This window comes from Vibrio sp. EJY3 (assembly GCF_000241385.1).
GTDB classification, from domain to species: domain Bacteria; phylum Pseudomonadota; class Gammaproteobacteria; order Enterobacterales; family Vibrionaceae; genus Vibrio; species Vibrio natriegens.
The window spans coordinates 1756028-1774802 of sequence record NC_016613.1 but is presented as its reverse complement, the minus strand read 5'-3'; the positions used below and the strand labels follow the sequence as shown (position 1 = coordinate 1774802).

At 45.3% G+C, this 18775-nt stretch carries 15 protein-coding genes; 8 read left to right on the top strand and 7 right to left on the bottom strand.

The genetic code is table 11. The features are described 5' to 3' along the window. Positions 1-21 precede the first annotated feature (21 nt). The 3 genes from VEJY3_RS08080 to VEJY3_RS08070 all read right to left on the bottom strand — a co-directional run bounded on the left by VEJY3_RS08080 (position 22) and on the right by VEJY3_RS08070 (position 2781). Positions 22-1002: an HlyD family secretion protein gene (locus VEJY3_RS08080; RefSeq protein ID WP_014231958.1), complete on the bottom strand. Its 981-nt coding sequence runs from the start codon at positions 1000-1002 to the stop codon at positions 22-24. 3 nt (positions 1003-1005) lie between these two features. Beyond that, positions 1006-2421, bottom strand: coding sequence for a TolC family protein (locus VEJY3_RS08075; RefSeq protein WP_014231957.1), 1416 nt, complete (start codon positions 2419-2421; stop codon positions 1006-1008). Between the two features lie 132 nt (positions 2422-2553). After that, a complete protein-coding gene (locus VEJY3_RS08070) occupies positions 2554-2781 on the bottom strand; it encodes a hypothetical protein (protein ID WP_014231956.1) in 228 nt (75 codons plus the stop codon). A 480-nt stretch (positions 2782-3261) separates the two neighbouring features. Between VEJY3_RS08070 and VEJY3_RS08065 the strand changes: the two genes are divergently transcribed. Next, entirely contained in the window at positions 3262-4881 is a 1620-nt protein-coding gene (locus tag VEJY3_RS08065; protein WP_014231955.1) for a sensor histidine kinase, read from the top strand. Beyond that, positions 4878-5564, top strand: coding sequence for a response regulator (locus tag VEJY3_RS08060; RefSeq protein WP_014231954.1), 687 nt, complete (start codon positions 4878-4880; stop codon positions 5562-5564). The genes VEJY3_RS08065 and VEJY3_RS08060 overlap by 4 nt, the downstream gene beginning before the upstream one ends. 83 nt (positions 5565-5647) lie before the next feature. Here the strand turns inward: VEJY3_RS08060 and VEJY3_RS08055 are convergent, their stop codons facing one another. Continuing rightward, complete coding sequence (locus VEJY3_RS08055) at positions 5648-7783, bottom strand: TonB-dependent siderophore receptor (RefSeq protein ID WP_014231953.1); 2136 nt, start codon at positions 7781-7783, stop codon at positions 5648-5650. Positions 7784-7903: 120 nt separating this feature from the next. Beyond that, complete coding sequence (locus VEJY3_RS08050; protein WP_041170333.1) at positions 7904-8824, bottom strand: AraC family transcriptional regulator; 921 nt, start codon at positions 8822-8824, stop codon at positions 7904-7906. A 528-nt stretch (positions 8825-9352) separates the two neighbouring features. Here VEJY3_RS08050 and zwf point away from each other — a divergent pair. The 3 genes from zwf to gnd are packed head-to-tail and all read left to right on the top strand — an operon-like array spanning position 9353 to position 13055. After that, positions 9353-10855, top strand: coding sequence for a glucose-6-phosphate dehydrogenase (gene zwf, locus VEJY3_RS08045; RefSeq protein ID WP_014231951.1), 1503 nt, complete (start codon positions 9353-9355; stop codon positions 10853-10855). After that, on the top strand, positions 10852-11571 hold the full coding sequence (pgl, locus tag VEJY3_RS08040) for a 6-phosphogluconolactonase (protein WP_014231950.1): 720 nt from the start codon (positions 10852-10854) through the stop codon (positions 11569-11571). Before zwf ends, pgl begins: the two co-directional genes overlap by 4 nt. 35 nt (positions 11572-11606) lie before the next feature. Then, positions 11607-13055, top strand: a complete 1449-nt coding sequence (gene gnd / locus VEJY3_RS08035; RefSeq protein ID WP_014231949.1) for a decarboxylating NADP(+)-dependent phosphogluconate dehydrogenase — start codon at positions 11607-11609, stop codon at positions 13053-13055. 81 nt (positions 13056-13136) lie between these two features. On the opposite strand, the gene VEJY3_RS08030 is transcribed toward gnd, so the two are convergent. Next, on the bottom strand, positions 13137-13340 hold the full coding sequence (locus tag VEJY3_RS08030; RefSeq protein ID WP_014231948.1) for a hypothetical protein: 204 nt from the start codon (positions 13338-13340) through the stop codon (positions 13137-13139). Between the two features lie 491 nt (positions 13341-13831). Between VEJY3_RS08030 and VEJY3_RS25815 the strand changes: the two genes are divergently transcribed. Continuing rightward, positions 13832-13969: a hypothetical protein gene (locus VEJY3_RS25815; RefSeq protein WP_014231947.1), complete on the top strand. Its 138-nt coding sequence runs from the start codon at positions 13832-13834 to the stop codon at positions 13967-13969. Positions 13970-14047: 78 nt separating this feature from the next. Here the strand turns inward: VEJY3_RS25815 and VEJY3_RS08025 are convergent, their stop codons facing one another. Further along, positions 14048-15805, bottom strand: coding sequence for a sigma-54-dependent Fis family transcriptional regulator (locus VEJY3_RS08025; RefSeq protein WP_014231946.1), 1758 nt, complete (start codon positions 15803-15805; stop codon positions 14048-14050). 257 nt (positions 15806-16062) lie between these two features. Between VEJY3_RS08025 and VEJY3_RS08020 the strand changes: the two genes are divergently transcribed. After that, positions 16063-17583 carry an aldehyde dehydrogenase family protein gene (locus tag VEJY3_RS08020; protein ID WP_014231945.1) on the top strand — a complete coding sequence of 507 codons (1521 nt, stop codon included), beginning with the start codon at positions 16063-16065 and terminating at the stop codon, positions 17581-17583. 211 nt (positions 17584-17794) lie between these two features. Next, a complete protein-coding gene (locus VEJY3_RS08015; protein WP_014231944.1) occupies positions 17795-18766 on the top strand; it encodes a TAXI family TRAP transporter solute-binding subunit in 972 nt (323 codons plus the stop codon). The last annotated feature ends 9 nt before the right edge of the window (positions 18767-18775 follow it).

Here is an 18775-nt window from a genome sequence, read left to right as displayed (position 1 = left end):
AACGTTAACCTAAGGCAGTGTTCAGAGTTCAACCACAACACTCATGCCCATACGCAAGTCAGACTCTTGCTGGACTGGCCTCGCTTCGACTTCAAAAGTACGTAAATCAAATCCTTGAGCCGCATCCGTTGCACGCCAAGTCGCGAAGTCGCCCATTACCGCAACATGTGTGACTTTAAATTCTACTTTCTTATCCAAAGCGGGTAAGTAAGCCTGAAAGGTTGCCCCTTCATTGAAATACTTCAGAAGATCTTCACGCACATTCAGCGTTGCCCACGCGTCTTGTGTATCAATAACCGTAACGACAGGAAAACCTTGTGGTGCAAGTTCTCCACTTTGCAGTAGAACCTGAGACACTTCGCCATTAAACCAGCTGTGTATTTGGGTGTCTTTGGCGTAAGCTTCTACTTCAGCAACCGCGCCAGACGCCATGCGTGCTTTTTCTGCCGCTGCGACTTTGGTTTCACTGCGAGCGCCTTCTTTCGCCATCTCATACATTTGGAAAGCCGCGCTTTCTGTGTATTTAGCTGCCTGCCATTGAGTTAATGCCTCGTCGCGTTTCTGTTCAGCAACGACACCATCTCGGTACAGGTTATTAACTCGGTTATAGGTTTTTTCCATGAGATTAGCAGCGGCTTGCGCTTTTAACCATTGATCTTTAGCGGCTTGGATCTGCTGTTCACGAGCCCCTTTTTCAGCCTCTTGGGCCAAGGCATCTGCCGCTTTCTCACCCGCTTTGGCTTGCTCTAATTTTGCTGCGATTTCTGGACTGTGAAGCGTGAAAATTAGCTGGCCTTTTTCAACATCATCTCCTTTACGGACCATGACTTGATCAATACGCCCCGGTACCTTTGAGGAAATGCTGTATTGCTGTGCCTCAATCATGCCTTGCAGACGAACCGGCTCTGGCTGATAAGCCTGATAAAACTGAAAGCCAACCCAAGCGGTAACACCTACAGCGCAAAGTGATAATAAAATGGGTTTTAATGATTTTGCTGCCATGGTTTATCGCACCTCTTTAGACGGTAAAGCTGGGGTATAGGCGGTGTTTTTATATTGTTGGAAACTATCGATTTCGCTACTTAATGCCAATAACTTGGTTAAAGAGATCAGATAGCGGAATCTCGCTGCCGAACGTTGCGTTTCTATATTGGCGACATAGAGCTGCGCATCAACAACATCGAGCGAAGAAGACAGGCCTTGGGTAAACGCTTTTTCACGCAGAAGCAGATTTTCGTTTGCAAGTGCGATACTGGATTCTAGCCCTTGCACTTCATCAATCGCTTGTTGAGCTTCCAGATAGGTTTTCTGAACCAATAGTGATAAGTCTTGTTTCGCCTGAGATTTCAATGCGTCGACTTGCGAAACCATACTTTGTGCCGCTTTGGTCTTTTCACTTCGGCCAGTTGATTCTATCAATGGGACACTCACGCCAACGCCGACCAACCAATCGGGTTTCATTTGGCTTGCGAGAGAGTCGTCTTCATATAAGGTGTAGTCACCGTATAAAAAGACTTCGGGATAGTACTTGCCTTTTTCCGCTTTGATTAAACTTCGAGCTTGTTTGTCTTTAGCATCGAGAAGATCCAAACCAGGGTAGGTGATTAATGTCTGCTCAATAAAGGCATTGAGTGGAGGAAGGCTCGTGTTGATAAATAACGTTTCTGCTGGCTCAACAGATTGCTCTTGGGCGAGAATTTTTCCCAACGCGGCTTCAGCAATGGTGAGATCACTCAAGGCTTTACGAGTTTCAACCGAGGCTTTATCTAATGACGCTTCAGCTTGCAAGCGTTCTACTCGGGCAATTTGTCCTTGCTCTTCCAGCTTAATCGCGAAGTCGCGGTGTTTTCTCAGCCCTTTTTCTACGGCTTGACGAGTCGCCAGCACTTCTTTTGCCAGCACAACTGAAAAATAGTACTTCGACAGATCTTCAAAACGCGCTTGTTGTTCCATCGCGAGTTGGCTTTTTGCTTCGTCGGTTTTCCCTTCGGCGGCAGTCTGCGCGGCAGAAATACGACCGCCAGTAAAAATAGGCCAGATCGCGCGAATAGAAGAAGAGAAAATATCACGCTCAGTAATGGTCGACGTGGTGTTCGCTAGCGTACCCAGAATGTTTTGAAAGGCAGGCGGAACCGCAATCTCAGCACCTGTGCTGTCGAAAATCTGCTTGCCAGAAAGGGTGATGTCGGTATCTAAGCGAGTGTAGTTTGCGCCAAGAGAAACTTGCGGCAAATTAAGGTTGCCTGTTGCTTTCTCCTGATATTGATAACTTTCAACATTTGAGCGTTGTGCTTTCAGAGAATAGTTGTTTTCTAATAGCAATTGCCATGCACTATCTAGGGTAATAGGAGTGGAATGACAGGCGAAAGAAATCGAGCTACTGATGAGAGTAAGTACCCAAAACTTTCCAGTTTGTTTCATAGTGGCTGCTTTGTTATAGAGTATTAGCTCTAATATAGAGGAATAATCGTTCGATGTTAAGTGGTTAAAGCGAGAAAAGCGGGCTACAACGGCGTCCGGTTAATGCTTACCAGACGCCAACTTAGTATAACTTTATTTTTGGTACGGGCAGTGGAACTCTGCTCTCCACTCTAACTGGCGAGAGCCACACATTGTATTCAATAGATCCTTTCCACTCATCTGAGGGAATGACAGCAGCACTTTAAGTTCTGACGCGCTACCTCCATTTTTCTCATAAGCACGGACATGCGTGAAAGTTGAATACATATTTTCTGACAACATGGCCTTATTAAGACAAATTCCAAAATTATCACGTTCCATTTTTAAGTGTTCCTTCTAACTATAAATACACCTCTGTTTATGGTTTTTTAGTACTCAGAGGGTGTCTAACTATTTGTCATATCGCAGTATTTCTTTTTATGAGTTTTTTATTCGAATTTACTGACAATGATGTTGAGCTCTTTATAGACTTCCGGTTTCACTGCTTTATAAGTGAGAGGCTCTGTTCGGCCTCCCTGACTAAAAATTATACGCTTGAAAACCTAAGGGCGCTTTAAAAATCGCCTAAATTGGCGTGATCGAATTCATGTTTTCGAGTAAGTGCTATGTATGCTGTTGAATATAAGGTGATTCCCCATTTTTTGGTGAATGATTGTCTTTAACGCTTTCATGCCGTCTATTATTTGAGCACAAACTTTGCTGTTTGTTTGTGTTGTTCACAGATTTGCTATCTGATAACAGCCTGACTGTTAACTCAATGTTAACTTATGTGGCTTGGAAGGTGTTGATGAGGAGTAAATAATGAGTTGGAGCACCATTAGCTTTCGTAAGCGAATGCTCATTATTATGACACTTTCTGGTCTCATTGAGTTACTGCTCCTTGTCGCTGCAGGGGTTACGTACCTGAAAGTCAATCAAGAGCAGGAAATGGGTGAGAAAGCGCTCGGTATCGCTCAGTTTTTAGCAAACTCCGAGATCGTGCGTGAAATCATTGAGAGTGATGATCCACAACGTTATCAAGAACGTTTTCGCGAGCTGACTCAAGCTATCGGTGCGGCATTTATTGTCATTGGCGACCGAAATGGGGTACGTGTGATTCACCCTATCGATGAGCGGATAGGAAAGCCAATGAAAGGCGGTGATAACCAACGAGCGCTCGATGAAGGTAAGTCATATATATCAACAGCGAAGGGCTCATTGGGTTATTCCATTCGAGGCAAAGCCGCAATTTTTGACGATAAAGGCCAAGTCATTGGGGTCGTGTCGGTAGGTTATTTGCTCGAGCGGTTACAAGATCGCATCGAGCCTTTCTTAACCTTCTTAATTCTGATGGTAATTATCGTGGTTATCGCAAATGCGGTGGTTTCTAACTATGCCTCAAGAAAGTTTCAACGTGCCATCCTGGGCTTTGAACCTGAAGAAATTGGCCGCTTGTATGGTGAGCTCGAAGTCACGATGGGGACCATTAAAGAAGGGATATTAAGCATTGATTCTCAAGGTGTCCTTCGTTCAATAAACCGCAGCGCGTGTCAGATATTAGGAATCGACAGAGAAACGGCACTCAATAAACCGTTAACAGACACATTACGTGATAGCGATTTATATACCGTGCTTGAAACGGGTCAAGAAGATCACGACATTGAAATTTACCTCAACCACAAACGCTTAATTGCCAATCGTTCCCCAATATACGTTGATGGAAAAGTCGTGGGTGCGGTATCCAGTTTTCGCTTACGTGACGAGATCAGTGAGCTAACAGAACAGTTATCTCAGACAAAGGAATACGCGGAACTGTTACGTTCGCAGACGCATGAGCATAGAAACAAGCTCAACACCATTAGCGGGCTTGTCCAAATGGGGGAGCTTGATGCGGTGCAAAAACTGATAGGCCAAGAAACCGCACATTATCAAGCGATGATCGAGTTTTTGCGGGACACGATAAAAGATCCTCTGATTGCGGGTATGTTGTTGGGAAAAACAGAACGTGCTCGTGAGCTTGGTTTAAATCTGGTTGTGGAAGAAGGGAGCCGCTTAGAGCCGCTACCTGAATGGTTGAACGCAGAGGATTTGGTGACCATTTTGGGTAACTTAATTGACAACGCTTTTGATGCGACGTTATCGACGATTCGTGAAGAGTCGACGGTGGCGATTGAACGACGTGACATCGAGGTATCGCTGAGTGACTACGGTAACGAAGTGATCATGGAAGTCAGCGATCAGGGCTGTGGGCTGCCAGAAAACATTGAACCACAAACACTTTTCAAAAAGGGCATTTCAACAAAAGCACTCCATAATCGCGGTGTGGGGTTGCACTTGGTCAATCAACTCGCCACACGCTATCACGGTCATGTTGAGATGCTGCCGAATACGCAATATGGAACGAGAATAACCGTATATTTGCCTAAGGAAGAACAAATATGAAGACGGCAACGCGTGTCATGATCATCGAAGATGATCTCGCTATTGCAGAACTCCACCATAAATACCTCAGCCAATTGTCGGGCTTAGAGGTGGTGGGCATAGCCACAACGCGAATGGAAGCAGAAATGCAATTGGAGATACTCAACCCCGATTTACTGCTGATGGATGTGTATCTACCCGATGGGACAGGGCTGGAGATCCTCAATACGTTACGTGCTAAAAATCAAACTTGCGACGTCATTCTGATTACCGCTGCAAGGGATGTTGATACGCTGCAAACAGCCATGCGTGGTGGAGTTGTCGACTACCTGCTTAAGCCAATTATGTTTCCGAGGTTAGAGGTAGCACTGAAAAAATATCTTGCGCAGCGTGAGCGTTTTGATGTCGCTGGCAGCCTGGATCAGAGTCAGGTTGATAAGATGTTTCAGTCGAACAATATTTCTGAAACAGGCGCAAAACGTCTGCCAAAAGGCATCGATAGTGTGACGCTGGATAAAATCCGAGACTTGTTCCCGGGTGAAGAAATGCTCACTGCGGATGAGGCCGGAGAAAAAATCGGAGCCAGTCGAACCACGGCAAGACGATATCTGGAATACTTAATTAGCTCTGGTGAATTAGAGGCGGATTTAAATTACGGTACGGTAGGGCGTCCTGAGCGCTGTTATAAGAAAGTGACAAGGTAACCTATTCTGGCCAGTTAGATCTTCAAAAACGGTGGCATTGAAGCCACCGTTTTTTATTTCAAAGTTGAAACCTTGCCAGCGAACTAAAACTTGTACTCTAACTTGGCTTCAACAGAGCGCTCTGCGCCAAACCAGCAGTTACTTTTGTCGTAGCAAGAGTAGTACTCTTTATCAAACAGGTTGGATGCAGACAGCGTAACCGCGGCACCTTCAAGTGATTTAGACACAGAAGAGAAGTCGTAGCTTGCCGATACATCTACCAGCGTATAATCCGCAACTTGCTCACTATTCTGTGCGTCCATTTGCGATTCTCCAACATAGCGAACGCCTGCGCTGGTTTGTAGTCCGGACAACGCGCCTTCAAAGTAGTAATTCGCCCAAAGCGATGCCATTTGCTCTGGCACCCAGACGGGAGATTTACCTTCTTGACCGTAAAAACTGTCTTCGGTGATCTCCATGTCAATGTAGGTGTAATTAAGCGTTACGTCTGCTTGTGGCGTTGCCTGCCATTTTGCCTCTAACTCGGCACCTTGAGAGACGACTTCACCCGCTTGATAATTTGGTGCATAAGGGTTGTTCGGGTCGTTCAAGATGGTATTTTTCTTGGTGATATGAAAGAGCGCTAAGTTGCCCGAAATATCACTTCCCCATGGTGCATATTTAAAGCCCAGCTCCCATTGATGCCCTGTTGAAGGCTCAAATGCATTGCCATTCGCATCTGCTCCGGCAATCGGTTCGAAACTTTCGGAGTAGGTCAGGTAAGGTGACATTCCGAAATCAAGTTCGTATAGACCGCCAACACGGAACGAAACATTGGTGTCATCCAGCTTTTCTTTGCTGTTAGAGATAGAACCAAGGTAATCGCTGGTGGTATCCGTATCCGACTCGTACTTATCCCAACGTAGACCAGCAATCATTACTAGTTTGTCGTAACGCGCTTGGTTCTGGAAATAGACACCAATCTGCTTGGTCTGAATATCGAGGTTTTGTTGATACTGGAAATTCAGAGTATTCCTATCAATTTGATTGTGGTCAGGATTAAAAATGTCCTGTGTCAGGGAGTAATCGAGCGTATCTTTGTACTTCACATCCGAGTCTAAGTATTGATAGTCCAAACCAAAAAGCAGGTTATGTTCCCAGTTGCCAGCCTTGATAAAGCCTGACAACTGGTTGTCGACAACAAATGACATTGATTCTTCATCGGTGAGGTAGGCGTTACGTCCAACGGTGCGGTTATCAGCAGCGAGGGCACTGTTATAGGTGTTTTCCTGATACGCGTTCGCTGTCATGTAGCGAGCATTTTGCAAAAACTGCCAGCTATGGTTGAAGTCATGCTGAATTTTATATCCCACCATAAGAACTTCACGTTCGTATGTGTTCCAGTTTTCATCGCCTAAATAAGTGTTCGGAGACATTGAACCGAGTGGGTTATTCGAAGCTGAACCCGCTGCTGGCACTGTGGTATATATTCCCGCAGAAGGATCGTTTTGATAGTAGACATTTACATTCACCAGCGTGTTCTCGGTCGCTTGCCAGTTGAATGAAGGAGCGAGAACGTAGCGCTCATCCTCTGAAGTCTCGGCCTGTCCGTCCTGCTGTTTTGCCAAGCCGACCAAGCGATAATCCACGTCAGAGTCGCCTAATTGTCCAGTTGTGTCGAAACTCACCTCTTTTAGATGATTAGAACCAGTTCTTATGGCGAGACTATTTTCAGGTTCAGACTGTGGCGTTTTAGCAATGATATTCACCATGCCACCTGGCGGGATGTTTCCGTACAGAACCGACGTTGGTCCTTTGAAAACCTCAATCTGCTCCAATGCCACGGCATCAATTTGTGGCTGAAGATTCCAGCCATTAAAGAGTAGGGGAAGACCATCGTAAAAATTGGTGTAGTTGATGAAACCACGAATATTAAACAGATCGAGGCGAGAAACGGCCCCGCCGCGCAGTTCAGTATTGACACCGGACGCGTAACGCAACGCCTCACTGATGGTACTCACACCACGTACATCCATTTCTTCTTTGGTAAGGATGGTTATTGCCTGAGGCGTTTCTTCTGGCGCTAACGCCGTTTTTGTTGCGGTATTGCGGTAGGTTTCACCAAGTACGGTGATGGTCTCGTATTGTGATTGGCTTTCATCGGCGATGACAGAGCCAGAGACAAGTGCAGAAACAACGGCAGCGAGGGCTGAGCGTTGAAATCGGGCTGGGCATTTCATATCTATTCCACTACTTTTTATTTGATAATGATTGTTATTTGTATTTTATAGGCAGGGGAAAGAGAAAAGTTAACAATTTGGTGCAAAGATAGTGTTGTCACTGAGTGTTGCAGCAAATCTTTACTTTGAATCTGAGGGTTTTACCGGGAGCCAGTATTGCATTTGAGCGTCTTCACTTTCAGGTTGGTAGTCTCGGGGATAAATTTCCAGTTCGTATCCGTCGATACCACGGTAGTTTGAGTTCGGCAGCCAGTGAAGGATGAACCATTCCAGGGTCTGCGCTAACTTGGAAGCTTTGCCATTGTGAGTGATAACGGCGTAGCTTTGTTGCGGGACAAACAAAGAATCCAACGGAGAAAAAGTCTCATCACTGCTGTTGAATACTTGATCATTTTCGAATGGGTACCCCGCCCAATATTCCAGTTGAGAACAACTTGCATGAGCATTCGTCACGTCAATGACGCCAAGACAAGCATCTTGATAGAGATGCTCTTTGACTGAAAAAAGACGGTCCCATAGTTTGGGCACGATCCATTGAAAATCTGGCTCGGAGGAGAACAGGCCATTGATGGACTGGTGAACACCTCTTAGGAAAAACGCCGGTTTTGTTTCAATTCTTACATCGGCAAAGTGAGCATCTAGTCTTGAAGCTTCGGGGGCAAACACCAAACTCAGAGGCTGCCTAAGGCCAGACAACTGCTGTTTTTGGCGATACTCTCTGGGGCTTACAGAGAACATTTGTTTGAAAGCTCGGCTAAAGGCATTTTCTGAAGTAAAGCCGAGATCCATCGCGATATCCAGCGAGCGTTCAGAACTACTGACCAGACGCTCGGCGGCGTAGCTTAATTTTAGTTCTCTAACGTAATGAGCCACTGACATTCCAGTGTGTTGCTGAAAAACTCGTTGTAATTGCCATCGGGACCAACAACTTTGCTGCGAAAGGTGATCAACATTCAGAGGCATTTCCAAATTGTTATGGATGTAATCAAGCACATTCTGAATACGGTTTATGGGGTGTGTGCGGGTTACGCCAGCATTCATTGCGTTATCGTTGTAGGTAGACATGCGCCATATTATCTATTATTGAGAATGATTATCAACAATGATTAAAGGTAAATGATAAGTGTCATGATCAAAGTAACTACTGCTTTGATTATTAAAAGAATAATTTTTACCCGTTTTTGAGTTTTTACTCAAATTGTGGGTGATTCTGGCTGGAGATTTTTTATATTTAAAATACAATGAGTTAACCGTTTTTCTGCAACTTATTTAAACGTTTGCACTGGCAAGTGTTGATGTAAATCAAATTGTCGTAGACAATACTGCACCGTGTCGGACTCTCCTTAACCTAAGTGACGGAGGGCTCCTTGACCTAAATGACCTCAGCAAGTCGTGCTTTGAAGTGGTAAACGAGCATCACTTATTGAGGTTCTTTGGGCCTAATTTGACTTACCTATCAACGTAATAGGTAAGAGCAATTTTCTATTTTGAAGTGCCATTGATAGGGTAGGCAAATCCTTGAGCCATATCCTGGCACACAATAAGTACCTCGTTTTTAAGGGAAAGATGATGGTAATACCAGAAAACAGCAGCATCGTTATTTTTGGTGCTTCAGGCGACCTTACATACCGTAAGTTAATTCCTGCTTTATACCACCTTTATGCGAATAAGCAGCTTCCAGATAACTTTGCGATTCTGGGCGTAAGTCGAACTGAATACAGTGATGAATCTTATCGTGAAAAGCTGAAGAAATCGCTTCAGGAGATGGAAAAAACAGAGCCAGAAACGCTTAATGCATTTATTAACCATCTGCACTACCAAGCAATCAATACCTCTGACACCCAAGATTACGGCAAGTTGGTGACTCGATTAGATCAACTAGCCATCGAATACAAGCTAGAGCAGCGTAATACGCTTTTCTATCTAGCGACCCCTCCAAGCTTATACAGCGTGATCCCGGCAAGTCTTGCAGCGCATGGTCTAAACAGCGAAGAAGATGGCTGGAAACGTCTGATCATCGAAAAGCCTTTCGGCTACGATCTAGAATCCGCCCGTATTCTGGACAAAGAAATCCACGAGCATTTCCAAGAGCATCAAATCTACCGAATCGACCATTACTTAGGTAAAGAAACGGTTCAAAACCTGCTTGTTTTCCGTTTCTCAAATGCGATGTTTGAGCCTCTGTGGAACCGTAACTTCATTGATTACGTCGAAATCACAGGTGCGGAATTCCTGGGTGTAGAAGAGCGTGGTGGTTACTACGATAACTCTGGCGCAGTGCGTGATATGTTCCAAAACCACTTGCTACAAGTATTAGCGATGGTTGGTATGGAGCCGCCAGCACAAATCAATGCTGATTCGATGCGTGATGAAGTCGTAAAAGTACTTCAGTGTTTGAAACCTCTGGATGAAGAAGCGCTTCGTAATGACCTTGTTCTAGGTCAGTACACGGCATCTGATGTTCGTGGTCAGCACCTACTGGGCTACCGTGAAGAAAACGGCGTCGCTGATGACTCTCGTACCGAGACTTACATCGGCCTGAAAGCACACATCAACAACTGGCGCTGGAACGGTGTTCCTTTCTACGTGCGCACAGGTAAACGCCTGCCAACGCGCGTAACAGAAGTGGTTATCCACTTTAAAGCGACGCCACACCCAGTATTTGGCCAAAATGCACCAGAAAACAAACTGATCATCCGTATTCAGCCAGACGAAGGCATCCAGATGAGTTTCGGTTTGAAAGAACCAGGTGCAGGCTTTAAGGCCAAAGAAGTGAAGATGAACTTCCACTACACTTCTCTAGAAGAAACACAAATGCTGACGGCTTACGAGCGTTTGCTGCTTGACTCACTAAACGGTGACGCGACATTGTTTGCGCGTAGTGACGCAGTTGAAGCATGCTGGCAGTACGTGCAGCCAATTCTGGACTTCAAACAAGACCCGCAATCACTCTTTGGATACGCATGTGGTACGTGGGGCCCTAAAGAGTCGGATGACTTGCTACAGCGCGATGACCGTGCTTGGCGTTTCCCATGTAAAAACTTAACAGATACGGACTACTGTGAACTATGATCAACCATAAGATCTATCAAACAGCAGAACAGGTAGTAGAAAGCCTAGCAAACGACATGAAAGCGTTTAGCGAAATGGGCCGACCTGTTCACATCTCGCTTTCAGGTGGCAGCACGCCAAAAATGCTGTTTAAACTTCTAGCATCGGATGCTTACGCGACGTCAGTTCAATGGCAAAACCTACACTTCTGGTGGGGTGATGAACGTTGTGTTGCTCCTGACGATGCAGAGAGTAACTATGGCGAAGCGAACGCACTTCTTTTTAGCCAGGTAAACTTACCTGCTGAGAACATCCACCGCATCCGTGGTGAAGATGATCCACAAGCTGAAGCTGAGCGATTTGCAAAAGAAATGCTGGATGCGATCCCATCTCTACACGGTGCACCAGTATTTGATTGGATTTTGCTTGGCGTTGGTGCGGACGGTCACACGGCATCTCTGTTCCCAGGTCAAACCAACTATGACGACACAAACTTGTCTGTCATTGCATCGCATCCTGAATCTGGTCAGCTTCGCGTGTCGAAAACAGCGCGCGTTCTAGAAGCAGCAAAACGCATCAGTTACTTGGTACTTGGCGCAGGTAAAGCGGATATCGTTGAAGAGATTAACAACTCACCTGCAGAAGAATTGCCATATCCGGCAGCGAAGGTCCAGTCAAAAGCTGGCCTGACTGAGTGGTATTTAGATTTAGACGCAGCAGCAAAAATTGCTAAATAAGCTGCTCGTCAATAGAACACAATTGGAGAGAAACAATGAAAGGTGATATCGGTGTAATTGGCCTTGCGGTAATGGGTCAGAACCTTATCCTAAACATGAACGACCACGGCTTTAAAGTTGTGGCTCACAACCGTACTGCAGCTAAAGTAGACGAGTTTCTGGAAGGCCCAGCAAAAGGCACTAACATCGTTGGCGCATACTCTCTTGAAGAGCTAGTAGAAAAGCTAGAAGCACCACGTAAAGTAATGCTGATGGTTCGTGCAGGTGACGTTGTAGATAAGTTCATCGACGCGCTAGTTCCTCTGCTAGACAAAGGCGACATCATCATCGACGGTGGTAACACTAACTACCCAGATACAAACCGTCGCGTTGCAGCACTACGTGAAAAAGGCATCCACTTCATCGGTACTGGTGTATCTGGTGGCGAAGAAGGCGCACGTTTTGGTCCATCTATCATGCCTGGTGGCGCACCAGAAGCTTGGGAAGCGGTTAAGCCTATCTTCCAAGGTATCTCTGCGAAAACTGACGCTGGCGAGCCTTGCTGTGACTGGGTTGGTAACGATGGTGCAGGTCACTTCGTTAAGATGGTTCACAACGGTATCGAATACGGCGACATGCAGCTGATCACTGAAGCTTACCAGTTCATGAAAGACGGTCTTGGTATGTCTGCAGACGAGATGCAAGCTGTATTTGCTGACTGGAACAAAACTGAGCTAGACAGCTACCTGGTAGAAATCACAGCTGACATCCTTGGCTACAAAGATGAAGACGGCGAAGCGCTAGTTGAGAAGATCCTGGACACGGCTGGCCAAAAAGGTACAGGTAAATGGACGGGTATCAACGCACTAGACCTAGGTATTCCTCTAACGCTTATCTCTGAGTCTGTATTCTCTCGTTGCCTGTCTGCACTGAAAGACCAACGTGTTGAAGCTGAAAAACTATTCGGCAAGACAATCACTCCAGTTGAAGGCGACAAGCAAGAGTGGGTTGACGCACTACGTCAAGCGCTTCTAGCGTCTAAGATCATCTCTTACGCTCAAGGCTTTATGCTAATGCGCGAAGCGTCTAACGAAAACGGCTGGGACCTAAACTACGGTAACGTTGCTCTTATGTGGCGTGGTGGTTGTATCATCCGTTCTGCGTTCCTAGGCAACATCCGTGATGCATACGAAGCGAACCCAGATCTAGCGTTCCTAGGCTCTGATGATTACTTCAAAGGCATCCTACAAAACAGCCTGGTAGCGTGGCGTAAAGTGGCAGCTAAGTCTCTAGAAGCAGGCATCCCAATGCCATGTACGACTTCTGCGCTAACTTTCCTAGACGGTTACACAACAGCTCGTCTACCTGCTAACCTGCTTCAAGCTCAACGTGACTACTTCGGTGCTCACACTTACGAGCGTATCGACCGTGAACGTGGCGAATTCTTCCACACTAACTGGACTGGTACAGGCGGTGACACAGCGTCTACAACTTACGACGTTTAATACGTTTTAAGTACACCACACTATCTAAATGGATGCCCAAGTGGCATCCATTTTGTGTTGGAAAAACCAAGGCGAGAGTCTTCAGGCACTCTTTCCTTTAGTGTGACGTTTAGGGTGGAGAAATTTATCTTTTAAGTACAGGATTACGCTGATAACCAGAGCTGCAGCGGAGACCGTAAATAACGCATACATGCTCAGAATCCAAGCGAGTGTGGCGGTCAAAAACGCAATAAAAGAAAACATTCTGCTAAATGACATCACATGACCTAGCTTGTTACTTTTCATAACGCCTCCCAAATTTTAGTGGGTAGAGTCAAGAGAGCTCTCACTTCATGGTGATTGTCTCCATTTCTTTGCTTTAGCGCCTAAAAAAACAGCTAAATATTTCTCAAAAAAGGTTGAATGTTGAACCTGTAGACAAAATTTTCATTGAAATGAAGAGATATGCAGGGCAAGTGTACTTTCAATCCAGAGAAAAACTCATCCTTTACGTCTGGGAGTTGAGGCATGTTTTTTTCTTTTTGAGACAATAAGTTGCTGCCAAGCAAGTAATAAGAACCGTTATCACGCCAGCTGTTATTAGTGCTATTACTCTGACAGTCGTATTAGGTAAGCCCTTGAACTACGCCCGGAATATCCTCGTAAATGGAGGATGTGTCACTTTTAAATACAAACTATCTTCAACATCAGCCACAAGCCGCCAGAGAAACCCGTTTTCACTGATTCTCTTTTTAAAGGCTTTAAGGTAACAATCACAACTCATTGAGGTTCTCAAGATGACTCTTAACAAGTACTTTGTTTTCAACCCTGCCAAATTGGAGCAGGACACTCAAAAGAACAATAAAGTGGTATCTGAAAAGGAAACTCAACGTCAGGCATTGGTTAAACAGGCACAACAAGCTGGCGGACTCTAACGCCAACAATAAAAAGAAAGAGCACCCATTGCGGGTGCTCTTCAAAACGCCTTCATAGCCATCATTAACGATGATTGATTACTTAATCATTCCCATGCTCTTCAGTTTCCGATAAATCGTATTCCGGCTCACACCGAGCATACGAGATGTCTTACTGATGTTCCCTTGATTGGCCTGGTAGGTTTTTACCAGTTTGTCTTCGACTGTAGTACGTATATCCGTAGTCGGTTCTGCGCTTGCCTGTTGTTGCATCTGGCTAAGTTTCTTAGATAAGTGAGTTGGGACATGAGCAAGCTCTAACACCGCCTCACCTTGTGCCATTAGTGCAGAAACTTTAATCAGGCTATCGAGCTCTCGCAAGTTACCCGGCCACGAATATGAGAGCAGCAGAGATAATAGGTGAGGGCATAAGTGTTGATTTGGTTCCGCATGTCGGCGGTGAAGACTTTCAATCAGCTTCTGCTTGTCTTGTCGCTCTTCCAATCTAGGCAACTCGATGATCAACCCATTCAGGCGATAATATAAATCTTGTCGGAACTCGCCCTGTTCAACCAAGGCTTCAAGATCTTTGTGTGTTGCCGCAATAATCTGAGTATCAACCTGAACGCTTTGATTGGACCCAACAGGAAGTACGGTTTTGTCCTGAAGTACATGTAATAGGCGGCTTTGTGCAGCGATTGGTAAGTCAGCAATTTCATCGAGAAATAGTGTACCTTTGTGCGCTTGACGGATCTTACCCTGATAGCCTTTGCTGTTTGCCCCGGTAAAGGCTCCCGCAACATAGCCAAACAACTCGGATTCAATGAGATCTTTAGGCAGTGCGCCACAGTTGACTGCTACCAGAGGGCCGCTTTTTCGCTGGCTATTTTTATGCAGTGCTTTCACAAACTCGTTTTTACCGACGCCAGTTTCACCCAGTATCAATAAACTGATGTCTTTATCGATAACGCGGTTTGCTTGTTGCCAACAGTGTTCAACTTTCGAGTCGCCAAAATGAAGATCATTGGAGGCACTTAAGGAGCGGGACTGAATTTTTGTTTTTGAGAGTGGTGCCGTTTTGAATACGATAGGTTGGTCTGAGTTCTGATGCGCTAAAATCTCTTCTAATGATTGACCCACCACTGTGCTTCGGTCGAGTAACTGAGAGGCAACTTGGTTGTGTGCCAAAATTTCACCTGCTTCGTCGGCGATAATTATGCCTTGCCAGCCGCTGTTTAATAGATTCTTGTCGCAGGCTAAATCGACCCGAATATGACCACTTGGAATCTGATTTAGCATCTGGTTTTCGACCAACTGAACCATATTCTGCACTAACACTTGAGTGGACAGATCATGCTTTTCCTGTTCGCTGGTGATGTCTAAGACCCCGAGTAGCCTGCCTAGATGGTCGAAAATAGGATTTGCAGAGCAACTGATGAAACGATGGTGTTGGATAAAGTGTTGATCCCCAATTACCGAGACTGGTTTAGCTTCAACTAAAGCAGTGCCGATGGCGTTTGTACCTTTCAGCTTTTCCTGCCAACAGGCACCTGAGCTAAGGGCAATTTCAGTCAGCTTCTCTCTAAATCTTGGTTTTCCCCAGCTACCAATGATCACGCCATCTGCATCCGTAAGAATCAGCCGACTATTGCTGTGTGCGAAAATTTGGTTAAACAGAGGCAGCGCAAATTGCTTAACTGCATCTAGCAGAAAATTCAATTGGTGACGTCTGTCCTTAAGTGTCGCCGAGTTGACACGGACATCTTCAGGGAGTCGGCGCTGTTTTAGACCCGCTTGTTCACTTCTAAGCCAAGAAGTCGAAAGCCAATTGTTATCCGTAATAGGTTGAATTTCCATGACTGTACCATTTTGTCACAGTGAGCATGTACCATTTTGGAACACTTGAACACTGGTGTTCACACCATACATCTATTCAAACAACACTCACTTAATTTGTTATCGCTTGGTAATCATAGTGTTACATTTAATTAACAACAAGTATGTCTTACTTGGCCTGTGACTTGCGTATTACTCTTCGTTAACAGTGACTATGACACTGTCAGAAAAACAAAGTGTTTCAAACACTAACTGAACGAGAAACAAAAGGAAGAGTTATGATTTACGCACAACCAGGTAGTGAAAATGCCATCGTGAACTTCAAATCACATTACGACAACTTCATCGGTGGAGAGTGGGTGAAACCGACCGGAGGAGAGTACTTCGACAATATCTCTCCAATTAACGGAAAGCCGTATTGTAAAGTGGCTCGTTCTGGTGAAGCTGATATCAATTTAGCATTGGATGCGGCACACAACATCAGAGAAAAGTGGGCGAAAACCAGCGCTGCAGAGCGTTCTAATCTTCTTTTAAAAATTGCAGATCGTCTTGAACAGCACATTGAAGAGCTAGCGTTGGTCGAGACATGGGAAAACGGTAAACCGATCCGTGAAACACTGGCAGCAGACATCCCACTTGTTGTCGACCATTTCCGTTACTTTGCGGGTTGTATTCGAGCTCAGGAAGGCAGCGCCGCTGAAATTGATGAGACAACGGCAGCGTACCACTTTCCAGAACCGATCGGTGTGGTAGGTCAGATCATTCCTTGGAATTTCCCAATCTTGATGGCGGCATGGAAACTTGCGCCAGCGTTAGCAGCAGGATGCTGTGTGGTACTCAAACCTGCAGAGCAAACGCCAACGTCGATTTTGGTTCTGATGGAAAAAATCGCTGATTTACTTCCACCAGGCGTAGTGAACGTGGTAAATGGTTATGGCTCAGAGGCGGGTCAGGCACTGGCAACCAGTAATCGCATCGCTAAACTGGCATTTACAGGTTCAACGCAAGTCGGCAACCACATTCTAAAATGTGCAGCCGATAACCTGATTCCTTCTACCGTTGAGTTGGGTGGTAAATCACCAAACATCTACTTCCCAGATGTGTTTGATCATGAAGATGAGTTTGTCGACAAATGTATCGAAGGGACACTGTTGGGCTTCTTTAACCAAGGCGAAGTATGTACCTGTCCATCACGTGTGTTGGTTCATGAGTCGATCTATGACAAGTTTGTCGCTAAAGTGGCCGAACGAGCGAAGTTAATCAAGCAAGGCAACCCGTTAGATACAGAGACTCAAGTTGGCGCACAAGCTTCACAAGAACAGTTCGATAAGATTCTGAGCTACCTAGAAATTGGCCGTCAAGAGGGCGCGCGAGTTGTCTTTGGCGGTGATGCTGCGAAACAAGAGGGTGATCTGGAGCAAGGCTACTACATTCAACCAACGCTATTGGAAGGTCACAACAAGATGCGCGTTTTCCAGGAAGAGATTTTTGGACCTGTTATCGCGATTACGACTTTCAAAGACGAAGCTGAAGCACTTGCGATTGCTAACGATACTGAGTACGGCTTAGGTGCAGGTGTTTGGACGCGTGATCAAAACCTAGCTTACCGTATGGGTCGTAACATTGAAGCGGGCCGCGTTTGGATCAACTGTTACCATGCGTACCCAGCTCACGCAGCGTTCGGTGGTTACAAGAAGTCGGGTATTGGACGTGAAACGCACAAGATGATGTTGGGTCATTACCAAAACACCAAGAACTTACTGATTAGCTACAGCGTCGATCCACTAGGGTTCTTCTAATTAGCTTCTTCTAATCAGAAAATGCTCCAGTAACTAAGAAAAAGCAGTATTAACTCAAGCCCCGTACATTCGGGGCTTTTTGTTATCAATTAATAAATTTGTTGTATACAAACATGTAAACGAATTTTATATGCTGTGAACTCATGCATAATCAATCGATTAACGCTTGCTATACTTGAACCGTCACAAACAAAAGGAAAAAGGATGTTCAATGTTAAAGTTTAAGCAAGTTGCAATAACCGCATCTCTTGCGGCACTGAGTGCGAGCTTCTCTGTCGCTGCTGAAGACACCTTCGTAACGATTGGTACGGGTGGGGTAACCGGGGTTTACTATCCAACGGGTGGTGCAATCTGTCGTCTTGTGAACAAGTCACGTGCTGACCATGGAATTCGTTGTTCTGTTGAAAGTACTGGTGGTTCTATTTACAACATTAATACGATCCGTTCCGGTGAATTAGATTTGGGTATCGCTCAGTCAGACTGGCAATATCATGCTTACAACGGTACCAGCCAATTTGCGGATGCAGGCCCTTTCAAAGAACTACGCGCGGTATTCTCTGTTCACCCAGAACCATTCACTGTCGTTGCACGTAAAGATGCCAATATTAATTCGTTTGATGATTTGAAAGGCAAACGTGTGAATATTGGTAACCCTGGTTCAGGACAGCGCGGTACGATGGAAGTTCTGATGAAAGAGTACGGCTGGACAAACGATGACTTCAAACTGGTTTCTGAGCTGAAAGCCTCTGAGCAGTCTAAAGCACTCTGTGATAACAAGATTGATGCGATGGTTTATACCGTTGGTCACCCAAGTGGTGCGATAAAAGAGGCGACCACTTCATGTGATAGCAATATTGTAGAGATTGAAGGCGAACACGTTGCTAAGCTGATTGCCGATAATAGTTTCTATCGTGTCGCAACGGTTCCAGGTGGTATGTACCGTGGAACTGAAAAAGATGCTCACACATTTGGTGTGGGTGCTACGTTTGTCTCTTCAACAGCAGTACCAGAAGATGTGGTCTACAACGTTGTGAAAGCGGTGTTTGAAAACTTTGATGATTTCCGCCGTCTTCATCCTGCATTCGCTAATCTGAAGAAAGAAGAAATGGTGAAGGATGGTCTTTCAGCACCACTTCATCCAGGTGCATTGAAGTACTACAAAGAAGTTGGATTGATTAAATAAAGTCCATAC